This is a genomic window from Pelobacter propionicus DSM 2379 (assembly GCF_000015045.1).
Lineage (GTDB): Bacteria > Desulfobacterota > Desulfuromonadia > Geobacterales > Pseudopelobacteraceae > Pseudopelobacter > Pseudopelobacter propionicus.
Map to the genome: position 1 here is coordinate 2,949,654 of NC_008609.1, position 18,277 is coordinate 2,967,930.

The 18,277-nt window shown below is 59.1% G+C and carries 11 protein-coding genes; 2 read left to right on the top strand and 9 right to left on the bottom strand.

Annotated features, from left to right (window positions below; genetic code table 11):
* Positions 1-163: 163 nt before the first annotated feature.
* Positions 164-2,602, top strand: coding sequence for a PocR ligand-binding domain-containing protein (locus tag PPRO_RS19645; protein WP_011736563.1), 2,439 nt, complete (start codon positions 164-166; stop codon positions 2,600-2,602).
* 111 nt (positions 2,603-2,713) lie between these two features.
* On the opposite strand, the gene PPRO_RS13410 is transcribed toward PPRO_RS19645, so the two are convergent.
* The 6 genes from PPRO_RS13410 to PPRO_RS19650 form a co-directional block, all read right to left on the bottom strand.
* Positions 2,714-5,605, bottom strand: a complete 2,892-nt coding sequence (locus PPRO_RS13410) for a methyl-accepting chemotaxis protein (protein ID WP_198138279.1) — start codon at positions 5,603-5,605, stop codon at positions 2,714-2,716.
* Between the two features lie 58 nt (positions 5,606-5,663).
* Positions 5,664-5,846, bottom strand: coding sequence for a hypothetical protein (locus PPRO_RS21285; protein WP_041532333.1), 183 nt, complete (start codon positions 5,844-5,846; stop codon positions 5,664-5,666).
* Positions 5,843-6,460, bottom strand: a complete 618-nt coding sequence (locus PPRO_RS13420; RefSeq protein ID WP_011736565.1) for a CheR family methyltransferase — start codon at positions 6,458-6,460, stop codon at positions 5,843-5,845. Before PPRO_RS13420 ends, PPRO_RS21285 begins: the two co-directional genes overlap by 4 nt.
* Complete coding sequence (locus PPRO_RS13425) at positions 6,461-6,820, bottom strand: STAS domain-containing protein (RefSeq protein WP_198138280.1); 360 nt, start codon at positions 6,818-6,820, stop codon at positions 6,461-6,463.
* Between the two features lie 86 nt (positions 6,821-6,906).
* Positions 6,907-7,533, bottom strand: a complete 627-nt coding sequence (locus tag PPRO_RS13430) for a response regulator (RefSeq protein WP_011736567.1) — start codon at positions 7,531-7,533, stop codon at positions 6,907-6,909.
* Positions 7,534-11,040 (bottom strand): PAS domain S-box protein, encoded by a 3,507-nt coding sequence (locus PPRO_RS19650; protein WP_011736568.1) that lies wholly within the window; start codon positions 11,038-11,040, stop codon positions 7,534-7,536. It lies immediately after the preceding gene.
* A gap of 342 nt (positions 11,041-11,382) precedes the next feature.
* Between PPRO_RS19650 and hemH the strand changes: the two genes are divergently transcribed.
* Complete coding sequence (gene hemH / locus PPRO_RS13440; protein WP_011736569.1) at positions 11,383-12,351, top strand: ferrochelatase; 969 nt, start codon at positions 11,383-11,385, stop codon at positions 12,349-12,351.
* Between the two features lie 280 nt (positions 12,352-12,631).
* On the opposite strand, the gene PPRO_RS13445 is transcribed toward hemH, so the two are convergent.
* From PPRO_RS13445 to PPRO_RS13455, 3 genes are all read right to left on the bottom strand, one after another.
* Entirely contained in the window at positions 12,632-14,521 is a 1,890-nt protein-coding gene (locus tag PPRO_RS13445; RefSeq protein ID WP_011736570.1) for an EAL domain-containing protein, read from the bottom strand.
* A gap of 33 nt (positions 14,522-14,554) precedes the next feature.
* On the bottom strand, positions 14,555-15,730 hold the full coding sequence (locus tag PPRO_RS13450; RefSeq protein WP_011735659.1) for an IS4-like element ISPepr3 family transposase: 1,176 nt from the start codon (positions 15,728-15,730) through the stop codon (positions 14,555-14,557).
* Positions 15,731-15,861: 131 nt separating this feature from the next.
* A complete protein-coding gene (locus PPRO_RS13455) occupies positions 15,862-18,273 on the bottom strand; it encodes a GAF domain-containing protein (protein WP_011736571.1) in 2,412 nt (803 codons plus the stop codon).
* Between the last annotated feature and the right edge of the window lie 4 nt (positions 18,274-18,277).

Here is an 18,277-nt window from a genome sequence, read left to right on the forward strand (position 1 = left end):
TGGGGGAATGCAGGAGACAGATCGTGGCACAAAAGCAGCGATAACATATCTCAATAAAACAACTTTTTCACAAACCGCCATTCATGCTCCGCGTAGACAGTGTGTTCTAATGTGAGATATACTGGTCACGCTTACCCACACGCTGCGCCTCCAGGAGTAAATGATGAGTGAATACCGACTCTCCGAACTGCTTGACATGGGCATCATCCAGAAAATGGCCGACACCCACTATCGGGCAACGGGCATCCCAATCGGCATCATCGACGCCATCGACGATGCTGTTCTGGTAGGCTCCGGCTGGCAGGAGATCTGCGTCAGATTCCACCGCGCAGCCCTGCTTTCACTGCAGCGTTGCCGGGAAAGCGACAACTACATCAAGAGCCATCTCGTGGAAGGCCAGTCCTGCCACTACAGATGCAAAAACGGCCTTAATGACATAGGTATTCCGATTATTGTTGCGGGGCGACATCTGGCGACCATGTTTCTGGGACAATTTTTCTATGAAGAAGAGGAACCGGAGCGTGAGTACTTCATCCAACAGGCCGATGAGTACGGTTTCGATCGTGACGAGTATCTTGCCGCCCTTGACCACGTGCCACGCTTCAGCCATGAAAAAGTCAACAACATGCTGGAGTACGACAAGGTGCTGACAGTCTTCATCGCCGACTTGGCGGAGCGTTCGCTCCAGAAAATGCAGGCCGAGGAGGAGACCCGGGCAAGTGAGCGTAAATTTCACACCATCCTTGACCAGGCCTATCAGTTCATCGCTCTCCTCTCCACGGAAGGCAGAATTCAGGAGGCAAACAGGACCGTCCTGCAATTCGGCGGCATCGAGGATAACTGCGCAACGGGAAAGCTGTTTTGGGAAACCAGCTGGTGGAGCCACTCCCCTGAACTGCGGAAAAAAATCCGTGACTCCGTGCATAAGGTTGTCCGGGGGGAGTTTATCAGGTTCGAGGCGACCCACCCTGCAACCGATGGGACCCTGCAGTATGTGGATCTGTCTCTCAAGCCGGTCAGGAATCCGACCGGCGCTGTGGTCCTTCTGATTGCGGAAGCCAGGGATATCAGCGAACAAAAGCGGGTGGAACAGGCTCTCGAGCTGAGCAACCTTGTGGTGGAAAACAGCCAGGTGGTGCTCTTCCGCTGGAAAGCAGTCGAGGGATGGCCGGTCGTCATGGTTTCCCGCAACGTGAGCCAGTTCGGCTATACTCCGGAAGAATTCCTCTCCGGCACGCTCCACTATGCATCAATCATCCACCCTGAAGATCTTGATCGAGTAATCCGGGAAGTCCGGTATTTTTCAACCCGCGGCGTCTCCCACACCCACCATGAATACCGGATCATCGCCAAAGACGGCCGCGTACACTGGGTTGTCGAACGTTCTTTGGTTGAGCGCAACAACAAGGGGGAGATCGATTTTTTCCAGGGAGTGGTGATAGACACCACCGAGCGCAGACACATGGAGGAGGAACTGGTCAAGGCCCAGAAACTGGAATCCGTCGGCCTGCTTGCCGGCGGCATCGCCCACGACTTCAACAACATCCTCACCGGCATCCTGGGCAACGCGTCTCTCGCGAAGATGCTGTTCTCCCCCCAGGACAGGGCATATGCCTATGTGAGCAACATCGAAAGCGCCGCCTACCGGGCCAAGGACCTGACTCTGCAGTTCCTGACCTTCTCCAAGGGGGGCGCTCCCATCAAAAAACCGGTGAACAGCGTTGAACTGATACGCAACAACACGCAGCTGGCCCTAAGCGGCCTCAAATCAACCTGCGAGCTGAGCGTTCCGGATGACCTGCGGATCGTCGAGGTCGATGAGGGACAGATCAGCCAGGTGATCAACAACCTGATCATCAACGCGGACCAGGCCATGCCGCGGGGTGGCGTCATCCGGGTGGTCTGCGAAAACGTGGAGACAAGCGCCAGCAACGGGCTTCCCCTGAAAGAGGGCAGCTATGTCAGGGTCAGCGTCAGCGACCAGGGGGCTGGAATAACGGCGGAGCACAGGGGAAAGATCTTCGACCCCTATTTCACCACAAAAGATAGGGGGCACGGCCTGGGCCTCGCCTCGGCCTACGCCATCATGAAGAAGCACGCCGGCCACATCTGCGTGGATTCAAAACCGGGCGCCGGCGCGACCTTCACCATCTATCTCCCTGCTTCCGACGCAGCGACGGCCATTACAACGGAAGAGCCCGCCACGGCCGCCGCCGGCAGCGGCAGGATACTGGTCATGGATGACGAGCCGCTTGTGAGAATGGTAACGGGAGAGATGCTGGAACATATGGGCTACGACGTGGAATTCGCCCAGAATGGCGAGGAGGCCCTGGCCATGTACGGCGCGGCCCGCGAGTCAGGTGTCCCCTTTGATGCGGTGATCATGGACCTGACCGTCCCCGGCGGCATGGGGGGCAGGGAGGCGATCCAGAGAATCCGGGAGATTAATCCGAACGTCAGGGCCATCGTTTCCAGCGGCTATTCTGACGACCCGGTCATGGCCAATCACCTGAACTACGGCTTCGCGGGGGTGGTGGTGAAACCGTACGACCTGGGCGAGCTGGGTGCCCAGTTGGAGAGGGTATTGCGGAAACAGGAGTGAGGCGAGAAGCGAGGAGTCAGAAACCAGCAGCCAGAATTCGGAATTTCGTTCCTCTGACAGAAGAAGGGGCGGGGCAACAGCCCCACCCCTTCTTCTGTCAGAGGTTATCATTCAGAACCGTTCGAATTCACTGTCCATAGCATCCACGCCTTCATGATCAAGGTGGAGATGCACCCCCTCACACTGGGTACGGCTAGGCGTCTTCCCGTTCTGGGTCGAGGTTCGCATCGCAATCGCCTGGCGAACCAGGCCCGCGGCGATCTGCTTGGGCGCCCCATGCCGCGGTCCCGGCAGGGCTTTCTGTTTGCGGTCGTCAAGAGCGAAAAACGCTATAGTGGCCTTGAGCTGTTCTGCCTGACTGGAAAGCTCCTCGGTGGTGGAGGCCATCTCTTCGCTGGCCGAGGCGTTCTGCTGAATCACCTGATCCAGCTGGTGGATGGCCTTGTTGATCTGATCGGCGCCGCTGTCCTGCTCGCGACTGGAGGCGGCTATCTCCTGCACCAGCTCAGCGGTCCTCTGGATCTCGGGCAGCATTCTGCTGAGCATCTCTCCTGCCTGCTCGGCAATGGCCACGCTGCTGGCGGAGAGCTGGCCGATCTCGCCGGCAGCGGTATGGCTCCGTTCAGCCAGCTTCCGCACCTCGGATGCGACCACCGCGAACCCCTTGCCATGCTCGCCGGCACGGGCAGCCTCGATGGCGGCGTTCAGAGCCAGCAGGTTGGTCTGGCGGGCGATCTCCTCGATGATGGATATCTTGGTGGCAATCTCCTTCATGGCTGCCACGGTCTCCGTAACCGCCTTGCCCCCCTCACGGGCATCGGAGGCGGACTTGATGGCGATCTTCTCGGTCTGCAGGGCGTTATCCGTGTTCTGACGGATGCTGGAGGCCATCTCTTCCATGCTGGAAGAGATCTCCTCGGCGGATGCCGCCTGCTCGCTGGCGCCCTGGGACATCTGCTGGGCAGTTGCGGACATCTGCTGGCCGCCGGAGGCTACGTTGTCGACCGCGGACTGAACCTCCATGACGATCTCCCTCAGTTTCGCAACCATGGATGCCAAGGATTCCATCAGTTCGTCATTTTCGCTGCGTTTTTTCATCTCAACCATCAGGTTGCCCTGGGCCACCTGCTTGGCGTTGGCGGTGATGTCGTCAATCGACTCGCACATCGTGATCAGGGCCGGAATGAGGGTATCGTTCTCGCAACGCTTGCCAATTTTCTTGAGGGCTTCCAGATCATCCTTGTACTCTCCCCTGGCAATGTGCTGGCAGATATCGCGTGCACGCATGACGCGATCCCTGGCCGCGTTGGTCGCCGAAGCGACTTCGGCGAATATTCCCTGGTAGGAGCCCTCAACCCTCCGGGTGTAGTCGTTCAGAGCCACCCGCTGCAGCACCTGATTGGCCTCCACCAGCCCCTGCAGACCGTCGATGCACAGGTTTAGGTTGACCTTGATTTCGTTAAAGTCACCGCTGTAGTTGTCGGTGATCCTGGGGGGAATATCACCCTTGCCGATACGATCCACATATTCGGCTGCCACGTTCAGGGGGCCGATGACCGCATCCAGGGTGTCGTTGACCCCGGTGATGATCTTCCTGAAGTCCCCCTGGTGCCGTGATGCATCGGCACGGGTGGCCAGATTCCCTGCCACGGCAGCCCGGGAAAGCATGGTGGCGTCGCTCACCAAGGCGTCTATGGATTCCATCATCGTGATGAAGGCGGGCATGAGGGTATCGTTCTCGCAACGCTTGCCGATCTTCCTGAGCGCTTCCAGATCCTCCGTGTACTCGCCCCGGGCTATGTGCTGGCAGATTCCGAGAACACTGGTGACACGACCGATGGTGGCATTGGTTGCCGCGGCAACCTGGGCGAAAATCCCCTGGTAGGAGCCCTCCACCCTCCGGGTGTAGTCGTTCAGAGCCACCCGCTGAAGGACCTGATTGGCCTCTACCAGCCCCTGCAGACCATCGATGCACAGGTTCAGGTTGACCTTGATTTCGTTAAAGTCACCGCTGTAGTTGTCGGTGATCCTGGGGGGGATGTCCCCCTTGCCGATACGGTCCACATATTCGGCTGCCACGTTCAGGGGGCCGATAACCGCGTCCAGGGTGTCGTTGACCCCGGCGATGATTTTCCGGAAGTCCCCCCTGTGCCTGCCGGCATCGGCACGTGTGGCCAATTGACCGGCAATGGCCGCGTCGGACAGCAGAGCTGCGTCAGCCACCAGGAGCTTGATGGAATCCACCATCTTTGCCATGGAGGACATGACGCTATCGCCGTTCTTCCCAGTCAGGTCGATCTCCAGGGACATGTCACCGGCTGCCACACGGTTGGCAATTTCAGCAACTCTGCTCGGATCTCCCCCCAGTTGCCCCAGAATGAAACGAGTGAGGAGGAATCCCAGGCCAATCGCCACCAGCGTGCCCACGACCATGAGAGCCAGCATGATACGGGATGCACTGCCGGCGATGGAGTCATTATCATCGGCAATCAGCTTGGCCTGTTTGATCTTGGCGTCCATCAGCTTCTCGATGGCGCTCTGCTCCGCGCCGGACGACCTGTCCGCCGCCCCCCGCAGCAGTTCAAGCGCCTCGGCGTTCCTGTTCTGCAGTGAAAGTTCGATTATCCTGTCCAGATCGGCGCCGAACGCCTTGCGCGCCGCCTTGAAATCATCGAAGAGACTGCGCCCCTCCTCGGAGAGGATCGTCTTTTCAAACGCGTCCGCCTTTTCGTTGAGCGAAGTTCTGAGCTCCTTGATCCGCTCGGCGTATCTCTTCTTCTCCTCGACAGAGGACGCCATCAGGATATCCCTGACATTCACCTTGATCTGCTGGAATGCGATGGCGAAATCGGCAAGTTCCCCCATCGGCACGGCAGCCTTCTCAAACAGCGTGGTATCGGCACGTTTGATCACCCTGATCTCCCTGATGCCGATCAGACCGATCAGCGATGCGATCACCGCCACACAGACAAACCCGGTCATCAGCTTTGCCTTTAACGTCATGTTGTTAAACCAGTTCATCCAAGCCCCCACAAGAAAGTAATTACCACTGAAGCTCAACTCAAACGTTTCCCCGGCCCCTGTTTCGATCCGCGCAATCATACCCCGCATCGTCCAGCACGGACGCATCGCTGCCGGGATCGATGACAGTATTGATGTCATCCAGTCGGTTCCAGTCACCGAGAATGAGAGAGGAGGTGCACCTGTGTCTGCTATTGTGACGTTTCAGAGGGATGATCTTCATGACTGCCCTCCCCCGATTTTCCGATACACCTGGGCATTCGCCACGGCCCTGGTAAAGAGATGGGCTACCTCAGGCGGGAGTTTCTGGGTGTTTTCCGTGGCGAGATGTCCGCCCGGCGCCAGGGCACGGTGAAACATCCTGAAGACATCCACACGCTGGGCATACGAAAAATGAAGCAGGACGTTTTTGCAGACGACCAGGCAGTAATCCTCCATGGGAGGCTTGAGGGAGAGGAGATCGTGGTACCGGAAGGAGACCCTGCTGCGCAGAGATTCGACAATGCTGAAATGATCGGGCTTGCCTGCGGGCTCGAAGTACCTGTCGCGCAGCTCCCGAGGGGTGCGCTGCAGCTCTTCGGCTGAGTAGACGGCAGCGGTTACCAGGTCGCCGAAGCGGTTGGCGCTGTCATGGTCGGTGGCATCGATGCGCAGATTCCTGAATCTGAAGGGGTTCATCCTCTCGGCGAGGATCATGGCCAGAGTCCAGGTCTCCTGCCCTTGGGCGCAGCCTGCGTCCCAGACCCTGATACGGCTGCGGCCGGAGGTAGAGCGGATCATCAGATCCACGGCATGCTCCAGGATCGGCTGATCGCGCATGAAAAAGGTGAAGGCCATTCAGCCTCCCGACAGCCAGATGCAGCTGTGATGCCAGTCAATGCCGCACCCCCAGCCGGCCTGACGCCCTTCGGCGGGAATCGCGTCGCGCATGACGGCATGGTCATGACCGGTTATGCGGAGCTCCTTTCCGGAGAAGAGCAGGTTGCGATGGCAGGAGCAGAACAGCTTCAGCCCGGCGAGATCGATTTCCGTAATACCGGAAAAATCGATCAGAATGTTCTCCGTCTCGTCGAATTCCCTGGTCAGCTGGAGCAGCACCTCACCGACGTTTCCGGACGTTATCGAACCGAACAACCTGAGGCGCCGTGTGGCCCCGTTGTCCGCTGACAGATCAACTTTGATACAAAAAACAGTCATGAAGAACCGCCGCTTTTTCTGAACATGGGACATACATAGCAGAACAGAACGCAGCGGTCTGTCGGGAAAGTTTGATCAGGTTTTTTTTACTGGGTCGGCGTGATGCCATGCTGGAGCGCGAATTTGACCAGAGCCGGGATATTGCCCACCCCCAGCTTCACCATCAAGCGACTGCGGTAGGTCTCGATGCTCTTGGGGGACAGAGAGAGCAGTTCGGCGATTTCCGCGCTGGTTCTCCCCTCCACCACCAGTTGAATGACCTCCCGTTCCCGCAGACTGAGGCTGTCCAAGGGGCTCTTGAAACCGGCCACCGCCTGGGGAGCGTCAACCCCCTCACCGAAATAGCACTCCCCCCTGATCACGGCGCGAACCGCGTCCACGAGCCCGGAACCGGCGGACTCCTTGAGCAGGTAAGCGCGCGCACCGGCCTGCATGGCGCGAAAAACATGCTCACGAGTGTTATGCATGGAGAGCACGATCACCTTGACCTCCGGCAAACGCCCATGAATCATGCGGGTCGCATCGATGCCGTTCAGCTCCGGCATGGCAATATCCATGACAACCACATCGGGCCTGAGCACTTCGGTCTGTGACAGGGCATCGCGACCGTCCCGAGCCTCCCCGGCAACAATCATGCCGGAGGATTCCAGTATCATGGTGAGCCCCTCGCGAACAATGGCATGGTCATCGGCAATCAGTATCCTGACCGTCATCTACGGTTCCTCCTTCGGCATTTCCACGGTTACGCCAACCCCCCCGGCGGGGAGGGCATGGACACGAAAGACCCCGCCGAACAACTCGGCGCGCTCCCGCATGATCGTCATCCCCCAGCCGGATGATTCAGGGTTCCGGGGTTCCAGCCCGCAAGCAAGCCCCCGACCATCGTCCGCAACCGAGAACAGGAGCAGGCCGTCGTCATGGGCCAGCCAGAGATTCACGTTTCGGGCAGCCGCGTGCTTGGCCACATTGGTGAGCGCCTCCTGGGCGATGCGGAACAGGGCGATCTCCCGTTCGGCGGCAACGCGGGGAAGTTCATCATCAACCTGCACCCTCACATCGATGCCGGTGCGCCGCGAGAACAGTTCGCCATACCAGCGCAGGGCCGCTGCCAGACCATAGTCGTCCAGCACCGGCGGCCGCAAGGTGGACATGATGTTCCTGACGGTGCGGCTGACGCTCTCCAGCATCCTGCCGGAGTCTTCCACCCGTGTCCTCAGGGGAGCGGCCGTCTCCAACGGCAGGCTGGTGCCGATGAGCGACAGGTTGATGCCCAGCACGGTCAGGTCGCGACCGATCTCGTCGTGCAGTTCCGCGGCAACGACCTTCCGGAGATTCTCCTCCACGTCCATGATCCGGCGGGCATAGGCGCGCAGGTCGTCTTCGGCCTGCCTCCGTTCGGTGACATCATGGAGCGTGCCCACCATGCGCAGGGGGGAGCCATCAACACCACACTCCACCCTGCCCAGCATGTGCAGCCAGCGCACCTCCCCGTCGTTGATCCGCACAATGCGGAACTCCCGGTCGAATAGCAGGCGCCGTTGGATCACATCCTGCAGGTAGCCCTCCATCTCCTTCCGGTGGGCCGGATGGATGAATGCCAGCCACCCTGCCCTGGTGCGTTCATACCGTGCATCGGCACCGCATATCCTGTCAGCCGCGGCACTGGTCACACAGCGGTCCTCGGGAATGGAGTAGACGAAACTCCCCAGATGGGCAAGTTCCTGTGCCTCGCGCAATGACTGTTCGCTACGGGAAAGGGCTTCATCCACCATCAGTTTTGACAGCGCGATGGCCGCGTAATCCACCAGCCTCTCCAGCAGGGTGATTTTTTCGACGGTGAAACACCCCTTACGGGTATCGCCCAACTGCAGCAGCCCCAGGATATCGCCGCGGGAGCGCATCGGCAGCAGGGCAACCGACTCGTACCCCCGCAGGTTACAGCGGTTGCAGATCAGGGCTTCCCGGCCAGACTCCACGGAATTTCGCGACAGCTCCCGAGCGCAGTTCGTCCAGAAGCTGCCCCGGGCGGTGAAGAGCTGACTGTCGGAATCGAAACTGCCGGCGAGGACTCTTCCGCACAGGCAGGCAAAAATCCAGCCGGCGGCGCCATGGCAAAGCGGCCGATCATGCGAGTCGCCAGCATCGGCAACGTCTCCCGCCACTGCGGAATAATGGAGGCAGCCACCTCCCTCATACCCGGAAAAATCATCATCCCCCAGCAACCTCAGGGTCACGACCCCACAGCCGGTCATCTCCCTGAAGAAGCGGTCAAGACTGAAAACCAGTTCCTCCACGCCGGCGGACAGGTTGCACAAACGCAAAAGCTCGATGGTTGCCTTCTGTGCTGCCTCGATCAGCGTGCGTTCGGTGATGTCATGCCCCACTCCGATGACGCCAATCACCCGGCCATCGGCATCGAAGCGCGGAATCTTGGTGATACTCAGCAGGCGGTATCCGCTGCGGGTCGGCACGCTCTCCTCCAGGGTCTCGGCCCGGCCGGTGGCCATGACCCGCCGACTGTTTTCCATGATCGCGTCCGCATCGTCCTGAACAGAGTAGAGCTGGCCGGAATGCCTTCCCAGCACCTCCCGCGCCGGTTTCCCCAACAGCTGCAACAGGGCCGGGTTAACCAGAATAAAGCGCCCGTCAATATCCTTGACAAAGATGATCTCCTCGGCGCCGTTGACGACCGCCTGCAGCAATTGCTGGTTCTCGCGCAGGTCCGCCTCGGCCCGTTTGCGCGGGGTGATGTCGCGTCCCACTGACTGGGTTTCCAGCAGCCGGCCCTGAGCGTCGAAGATCCCCCGATTGACGAACTGCATCCAGCGCACCTCCCCCGAGGCGGTATGGACCTGGTTTTCCACGATAACCACGGGGTTCGCGGGGGAGAGGGCAGCCAGACGTTCCTCGATGAGCGGTATGTCGTCGTCGAAAGCGATCGGTTGCCAGGTTTTCCCCACCAGTTCATCCCAGGTTCCCCCGAACACCCGGCAGTACACGGGGTTGACGAAGCTGAGCGTCCCGTCAGGCGCGAAGCGGCAGATCAGCTCGGTCTGGTCATCCACCACGCTGCGGTAACGCTGCTCGCTCTGGTGCAACAGTTCCTGGGCCAGGTCACGCGCCGCCAGACGCTCCCGGGCAAGGTCCGACATCCGCATCAACGACTTGGCGACGTCATCAACCTCCCGCAGGCCGGAACAGGGCATGGACTCCAGGGATTCGCCACGCCCCAGCGCCAGGGCCGGCCTCAGCAGTGACCGGATCGAGCGGGTGACGTTCCGTCCGATCACCATTGCCAGCGCCACACCGGCAATGGACAGGAACAGCGCACCTGCAAGGGCCCAGGCCAGCCAGCGGTGCAGCTCGCCCGTCACCGTACTGCCCGGAACCCCGATCACCACCACCCAGTTGGCCAGGGATGTTCTGCTGAAAGTGGTGAACAAGGGATCCCCCTCAAGGCTGACCGTCCTGACCATCCCCGTTGCCGACCTGGTGACGGCATCGCGCAGAACGCTACACCACCGGTGCCCCACGAAACACTGCGGCTGGCGGGTCCTGGTAACCACCATCCCCCCGGAATCAAGTATGGCTCCGAACATTTCTCCCGACAGCAGCCGCCGGGAGAGGATCGAGTCCAGGCGGCTGGACGGCAAAGCCATGGAGAGGTCGTAAACAACCCGCCCCTGACGGAACACCGGCACATCGATGGCGATCAGCGGTTGGCGGCTGACAGCCCCCCGATACAGATCACTGACAACAGGCGTACCGTCTTCGAAAATGCGCCGCACGGTCTCGGGAATAGCGCGTTGCGGCAGGGGAGCGCCGAAAGGACGGCGCAGGTTGATCAACTGCTGTCCCCGCGCGTCGCAGACAACGATATTCGCGCCCGGCCAGGACTGCAACAACGTGGCGGCCTGGGCATGGACAGCAGCCAGGTCTCCGGAGGCAAAGGAGGGGGAGGTGGCCAGTGCGGTGAGGGCAGCCTGGACGCTGGCCAACTCCCGGTCCACGACCATGGAGAGGGAGCGGGACATCTCCTGCATGCCTTGCGTAACCAGGGCACGCTTGGCCTGATAGCCGAGGTTGACCAGCAGGGCGGCAGCGACCCAGACCGGTACGACGCAGACAGCCACCAGACAGGTGAGCTGAACGCGGATGGAGAGCGTGCGCCACGCACTCTTCTGCTGGAACAGGGGAATGTTCAGACGAAAACGGCCCATGACTGTTGGACTCCCTTGCAGCGCCCCCGGTGGAACACCATGCATCGGGCGACCGGGGGGCGGGGAAAAATGGGGGAAAATAGCACGGACGACATGCGCTTGGCAAATAAACCTAAATTCGTCAGTTGGGAGCTGTCTCCTTTCGCGCTGACGGGGTCTCTCCGACAGCCCCCAATTGCCGTTTTCAGGATGAAGCAGAACCGACAACGTGCAGTCACGACGCGAACGGGGAAACGCGATTATTTGCTGGACTTCACAAATTTTTTCCCTATGTTGGCAGGGTGCGCCGTCGGAGAACGCACCAGCGAGGACGCTTCCGCGCGAGAGGGAAAGGGGGAGGAGATGGTCATAGACAGGACAGCCGTGCTGCTGCTTCAGATGGGGGGGCCGGACAGCATTGAGGCCGTGGAGCCGTTTCTGCGCAACCTCTTTTCTGACCGGGATATCATCAGAATCGGCCCCGCCTTTCTCCAACCACTGATCGCCCGCCTGATAGCCCGCCGCCGCTCGAAGCGGGTCGCGGAACAGTACCGCCAGATCGGTGGCGGTTCCCCGCTGCGAAAACTGACCGAGCAGCAGGCAGCCGAACTGGAAAAGGTCCTGGGAGAGGGGTATCGCTGTTTCGTCGCCATGCGCTACTGGAAGCCCGACACGTCCCAAGCACTGGAAGCGGTCGTTCAAGCGGGCATCACCCGCATCGTCGCCCTGTCGCTCTACCCCCACTACTCCCGCGCCACATCCGGTTCAAGCTTCAACGAACTGGAGCGGGTCAGGGCGCGCTCGGCCACACCGTTCCAGGTGACCTGCGTGCGCCAGTTCCACGACCACCCGCTCTACATCACCAGCCTGTGCGACAGGATCGGCCAGGCCCTGTCCGGGTACGCCGATCCCGGCGACGTACACCTGCTCTTCACCGCCCACGGCCTGCCCCAGTCGTTCATCGACTCGGGCGATCCCTACCTGGACCAGATCCGGGCAACGGTTGCCCTGGTCATGGAGCGTTTCGGGGGCATCAACCATCACCTGGCCTTCCAGTCCCGGGCAGGTCCGGTGAAATGGCTGGAGCCCTCCACGGAGAAGAAGATCAGGGAACTGGCCGGGCAAGGGGTGAAGAAGCTGCTGATGGTGCCGGTCTCGTTTGTTTCCGATCACATCGAGACCCTGCACGAGATCGACATGCAGTACCGGCACGAGGCGTTGGAACTGGGGATTGAGGATTTCCGGCGGGTGGAGTCGCTGAACAGTTCGCCCCTGTTCATCGACTGCCTGGCGGAACTGGTCAGGGGGGGCGACAGGACAGAGGAGACATAGATTCCAGGGATTCAGGTCAGGAGGGCGAGGCCACGTCCCCACGGGAGAGGGGGGAGTTTAGCGGGAAACGGACCGTAAACGTCGAACCGGTGCCCACCTGGTTCTCCACACTCTATGCTGCCACCATGCTTTGACACAGAACTTTCACTATTCAAATTGGCAACCAGCACGATACTCTTCACCCTAGCCATCTGAAGACCTCTCCGCCATGGCAAGAACCGCAAATCTTAGTTGAGTTGCATCCATGATGGCATTATAGGGACGCATTGCAATACAGTCTCTATGGCAATCCCGTTCGGCGGACAATGGCGGACTGCTCGTACACGCGGAAAGAGTCCCGGATGATCTTGCGCAACTGGCCATCGTCCCACGGCTTTGTGAGCACCTTGTATACCTCCCCCTCGTTCACTGCTTTGGTGACGGTTTCAAGATCGACAAAACCGGACAGGATAATGCGCACCGTATCGGGATGCAGCGCTTTGACCAGTCTTAAAAACTCGGTTCCGCTCATATCCGGCATGCGCTGATCCGAAATCACCACCTGGATGCTTTCCCTGGCCAGCAACTCCAGCCCTTCACAGGCATTGCCTGCGGTAACGATGCGGTAGTCCTCTTCAGCAAGGAGCCGCTTTAACGCCCGGAGGATATTGCGCTCGTCATCAACTAACAGCAACGTACGAGCCATAGTGCCATGGGACGGAATGACGTATGGCGTATTTTTTCGCAGCAATGCAGCAAAGTCATTGGCGGCCAGGGGACGACTGAAAAAATAGCCCTGAATCTGATCGCAGCCATGTTTGCGCAGATAGCCAAGCTGGGCCTCGGCCTCCACCCCTTCCGCGATTACCTGGAGCTGCATACGGTGCGCTATGTCGATGATCGAAGCGGCGATAGTGGCCGAGTGCGGGTTGGTGACGATATCGGTAACAAAGGAGCGGTCGATTTTCAGGTAGTCGATGGGAAAACGGCTTAAACTGGCTAAACTCGAGTAGCCGGTGCCGAAATCGTCCATGCTCAGCCGAACACCGATGTCTTTCAGCTCCCGCATCAGTGCAATAGCCCGTTCAGGATTGTCCATCACCAGGCTTTCGGTCATCTCAAGCTCCAGCCAGCAGGGGTCGAGACCGGTTGCCAGCAGGACGTTCGCGACCAGCCACGGCAACTTCCCCGCGCGAAACTGCCGGGCTGAGAGATTGACCGCCACACTCACGATCGGCAGTCTTTCGTCCTGCCAGGCACGCACCTGCCGGCAGGCCTCCGTCAGTACCCAGTTTCCCAGCGGCACAATCAGGCCGGTCTCTTCGGCCAGAGGAATGAATTCGTTCGGCGGCACCATTCCTCGTTGCGGATGCAGCCAGCGGACCAATGCTTCGCAACCAATCATCCGACCTGTGGCCAATTCAACCTTGGGTTGGTAATGCAGCAGAAATTCACTCCGGTCCAGCGCCTGGCGCAGAGCGTTTTCCGTTTCCAAAGTCTCCATGGCCCGCTGGTTCATCTCGGGGGAAAAAAAGGAGAATGAGCCCCCCCCCTCCCGCTTGGCCCGATACATGGCAATATCAGCGTTGCGGATCAGGGTGGCGTCATCGTCGCTGTCCCTGGGAAACAGGCTGATTCCCAGACTGGCGGATACGGTGACCTCCTTGCCGTCGATCAGATGAGGTGGCTCGAGGCAGCGCAGAATCCTGCCCGCCAGCATCCCCACGTCATCCGGGTCAGCCACCTCAGCCAGCAGAATGACGAATTCGTCCCCCCCGAACCGGGCCGCGGTGTCCCCTTCGCGTATGACCTGTTGCAGGCGAAGAGCAACGGCTTTCAGCAGGTTGTCGCCGAATTCGTGGCCGAGACTGTCGTTAATGACCTTGAAACGGTCCAGGTCCAGCAACAGCACCGCCAGGATCCGTCCGGAACGGCGGGCGTAATACAGCGACTGTTCCAGGCGGTCATACAACAACGCCCGGCTGGCCAGTCCGGTCAATTCATCGTGGGTAGCCAGATAGGCCAGTTGCTGCTCGTTTTGTTTGCGCTCGTGTATGTCGGCAATCGTTCCGAGCATCCTGAGCGGGGCGCCAGCCTCGTCCCTCGCCACCACCTTGCCGTAGGCCAGAATCCATTTCCATTCGCCCGTTTTTGTTTTTCGCCGGTACTCCACCTGATACGTATCCCGCATACCGGTAATGTACTCCTCATCAGTAATTTCCGGTTAGGTCTTTGCATGTCGTCGTTTTTTCTTTAAAAGTTTGTTTTTGTGGGATTTTTGCTGTGTTCGCATCCGTTTTTGCTCTAGTTCTTCTGCTGCCTCATTGGCGATTTGGTTGCGTAATTCCCGTACCCGAGTGATGCTGACTGGTTCGTTGTGCTGCTCCCGGCAGTAAATAGCAAGAAGCAGATAGGTTATAAGGCCGCCAAGAAGCTGGACCATCAGCCCGTACTTGCTCCTGGCGATCAGGTGGTACACCTTGAGATGGCGTTTCCACCAGCCAAAGAAGGTCTCGATGTTCCAGCGGAGCTTATAGACTTCGGCGACTTGTTCAGCGGTCAGGTCGTACCTGTTGGTAGCGATCCAGTAATCTTTACCGTCAACACGGTAACCAACAAGGCGCAGTTCTTTCTCAGTCTGGTTTACGCCTTTGGTGCCGAGCATTACGATCCGGTCATAGAAGATAATACTGTCAGGATTGACGGCATTCTCTCTGATGACTATCTTGATCGTATTCTCCCTGATACGACAGACAAAGAACTTCTCGGCGGCCTGCCACTTGTCAAAGTGGTCATGGGACTGATACCCGCGATCCATAACGCCGGTTTCGCCTTTGTCGATGATCTTGTCAACAAAGGGGCGCTCACCCTCTTTACCGTCGCTGAGGTATATCTTCCTGGGAATGCCCCGGTTGATATCGAAGCCGACATGAGCCTTGGCCTTCTTTGAGCCGCTTCGGTAATCAGCCCATTCCATGGACAGCACAGCATCAATCAAAGAGCCATCTATGGATACCAGGTTGCCAAGGTGAGCGTATTCGGCCGGAAGCACTTTGCCTGCTTGCTTGACCAGATGTCCGAATACCTCACTTAGCTGCTCAAGGCCACGGTTATTGATCGCCTCGAAGAAGGCGCTCTTTTTGATCCCCTTGGGGGGAGCAACGCACTCCTTGGCAAAGTCATTCTGTTCCAGAGCCTGCAGCAGTTCGCTCCCGGAAGAAAACTCTTCAAGGTGATAGAAAATCAGGGCCTTTAGCTGATCATCAAAGGTCATTTGCAACGGGCGGTACCCCCTGGATTCAAGTTGTTTATCGGACTTGAATCTCTCAAAAACCGGGGTAAGAAGCAATTTGAAAGCACGTGCTTTTCGTCGTTGTTTCAGTCGCTTGAAAGGTCGCATGTCGTAACTCGTGTAATATTAAGTAGTTACGATGGTGGCCCGCCAATTTTTTACTAAAAGTCAAGCAAAAAAAATGTGGCATCACGCTGATTTTGTTACTTTTTTACATTCTCAAAGAACCATGCAAAGACCTAACCGGACGACGCTGACTCCTCATACACCTTACTGACCGGAGCGGCGTCGTCGGGGTGCAGTTGTTCATACCAGAGGGCGTAGCTCTCTTCAAATTCGTCCGGCTCGTATCCAAAAATGCGTGCATACTCCGGATTGACAATGACACTGCCGGTCCGCAGATCCAAATCGTACAGTCCCAGGCTGGAGGACGTGACCGCCAACCGGACACGCTCCTCGCTCTCCAGCAGGGCGGCTTCCATCCGCTTCCGTTCGGCGCCTTTCCAGACCGAGTCCATCAGCAGCGAAAGCAGCGTCACATCGGCGTCGTCATAGCCGGTTTCCTTGTTCGCCACCCCCACCACGGCCACGATCCTGCCCTGATCGACGATCGGCAGGGTCAGAAAACTGGTCAGGTGCACATGCCCCTCGGGATAGCCTTTCCGCAGGGGGTTGGGTTCTGAAAAATCGTTAACCACAATCGGCTTGCGCTGTCTGACCGCTTCTCCCCAGATGCCGGTCTTTTCCAGATCGTATTCGGAGTGCGGGTCCATAACCGTGCAGGCCGGCATCACGTCGTGCGACCATGAATTAATGATAAAGCGCTGTTTTTCCTCGTCATAACAGTAGATATATCCGTAGCTGCTGGATGTCAGCCTGAGCGTTTCGGACAGGGCGTAATCCAGCAGGTCCTTAATATCAAGCGCCTGATACTGCAGGACATTCACCAGACATTGCAACCGCTCCCTGTTCAGCCGGGCGTCCCGTTCCAGGCGCCTGAAATGCGCCAGGTTGCGCTGTTTCCAGACAAACCATACGCCAATCGCGGCGCTCAGCAGCAGGACGAACTCCAGGGCCACGGTAATCCACAGCCTCTCCCGCAGCGGCGCGTAGATCTCGGCGAGATCCACGCGCGCCATGAGATGCCAGGGGGTATGGGGAACCGGCCGCAGCGCGGCCACCACCGGAACATGGTGAAAATTGATCCCCCGCACTATTCCGCTCCGCCCCGATACCGCCATCACCTCGGGGGCCTCGACCTGTTTCAGGGGAGTCTTAAGTTTCAGTGCCGCATCCCTGTGAAAACGGAGTTCGCTTAGAAAGAGTACGTCGGCGCCGTCCCTGCGCACCAGCGCCGTCTCGCCGGAAGCGCTCTCCAGGGGCCAACGTTTGAGGAGAGGATACAGATAGCGCCCCGGATCGATCCTGAGCGCAAGCACGGCCAGAGCGCGGCCGGGGGCAAGCGGATCAGAGAGCGGAACCATGACGCACAGGTGAATTGCGCCGTCAGCCGCGTCGCGGTAAAAATCGGTGAAGACGACTCGGTTCGATTCCAGCGCCAGACGGGCCTGTCCGGCCAGGTAACCGGAAGGCTGCTGCCCATGCCCGGACAGGAAAAGCGGATTCATGCCTTGAACATCCAGCAGAAAAATGCCGTCGTAGTTCCTGCTCGCCTTGAGAGCCGCAAGCCAGATGTTCAGGTCATGCCCTGCCCGCCGGTCCGGAGCGGTTCGCAGAAACGACCGTACGATGAGCGCAAAGGAGCGGTTATTGTGATAGGTGCTGGCGTCGATCAGACGTTCCGCGCGGTAAAATGTGATCTCGGACAGTTTCAGATCGGCAATGGCGGCAATCTGGTTTTCCATCGCCTTCAGATGCAGCTTTTCATGTTTGTGGTGATAGAAGAAACCGGTACTCACAATACCGGCCACCAACAGGGTGAACACAAGAGCAAGCGCCAGTGGCGAACCTTTTCCTTCCAGACCTGATTCGACGGCGTTGGGCCAGGCGATGGGGAGGGAGAGGAAGGCCAGCGCAAGGCCAAGCACCATGAAGGCAAGGCTCGTGGGCGCGGCCGGAGGAATCATGCCGCCGCCGTACAGCATCGGCGTTCCCAGCAGGTATGCCAGGGAAAGCACGGCACAGCCCGCCACCAGCGACAGGGCCAAGCAGAATGAGATTTTTGCCTGAAGGCGCTGTTCCGGAGATGCGGTCAGCCTCCCGAACAGAGAAAATGCAACCGTTATAAAGCTGAAGGCGGTGACGGGCGACATGTGTCCCAGCGGCGTATCGCCCAATGTATCAAGCATCGTGACGCCAAGGTGTTCGATAGTGGGGTGGACACCGTTCAGAGAGAGGACAAGCAGCGTTGTGGCGATCATCCCACACACCAGGACGATACTCAGCAAAATTTGCCCCTGACGCCGTCCCGGCGTACCGCGCGTGGCAAGCAGAATCACCCCGGCGTAGAGGATAAACAGCAGCGCTGTGCTCGGCGCCATGGGAACCAGCGACTCCCCCAGGCTGGCGAGCCAGGGCATCTCCAGCGCCAGCCCCGCCCAGGCCGCGCAGGCGATGGCGGCCGCGAAAAGGGCGCATCCTCTTACAGTCCTGACAAATGGCGCTGAATGCTGTTTACCCGTTTCAAACATGTGT

Coding starts and splice junctions, on each gene's coding strand:
- PPRO_RS13455 (WP_011736571.1), bottom strand. CDS start 18,273: ATGTTTGAAACGGGTAAACAGCATTCAGCGCCATTTGTCAGGACTGTA.
- PPRO_RS13410 (WP_198138279.1), bottom strand. CDS start 5,605: ATGACGTTAAAGGCAAAGCTGATGACCGGGTTTGTCTGTGTGGCGGTG.
- PPRO_RS21285 (WP_041532333.1), bottom strand. CDS start 5,846: ATGAAGATCATCCCTCTGAAACGTCACAATAGCAGACACAGGTGCACC.
- hemH (WP_011736569.1), top strand. CDS start 11,383: ATGGTCATAGACAGGACAGCCGTGCTGCTGCTTCAGATGGGGGGGCCG.
- PPRO_RS19645 (WP_011736563.1), top strand. CDS start 164: ATGAGTGAATACCGACTCTCCGAACTGCTTGACATGGGCATCATCCAG.
- PPRO_RS19650 (WP_011736568.1), bottom strand. CDS start 11,040: ATGGGCCGTTTTCGTCTGAACATTCCCCTGTTCCAGCAGAAGAGTGCG.
- PPRO_RS13450 (WP_011735659.1), bottom strand. CDS start 15,730: ATGCGACCTTTCAAGCGACTGAAACAACGACGAAAAGCACGTGCTTTC.
- PPRO_RS13420 (WP_011736565.1), bottom strand. CDS start 6,460: ATGGCCTTCACCTTTTTCATGCGCGATCAGCCGATCCTGGAGCATGCC.
- PPRO_RS13425 (WP_198138280.1), bottom strand. CDS start 6,820: ATGACTGTTTTTTGTATCAAAGTTGATCTGTCAGCGGACAACGGGGCC.
- PPRO_RS13445 (WP_011736570.1), bottom strand. CDS start 14,521: ATGCGGGATACGTATCAGGTGGAGTACCGGCGAAAAACAAAAACGGGC.
- PPRO_RS13430 (WP_011736567.1), bottom strand. CDS start 7,533: ATGACGGTCAGGATACTGATTGCCGATGACCATGCCATTGTTCGCGAG.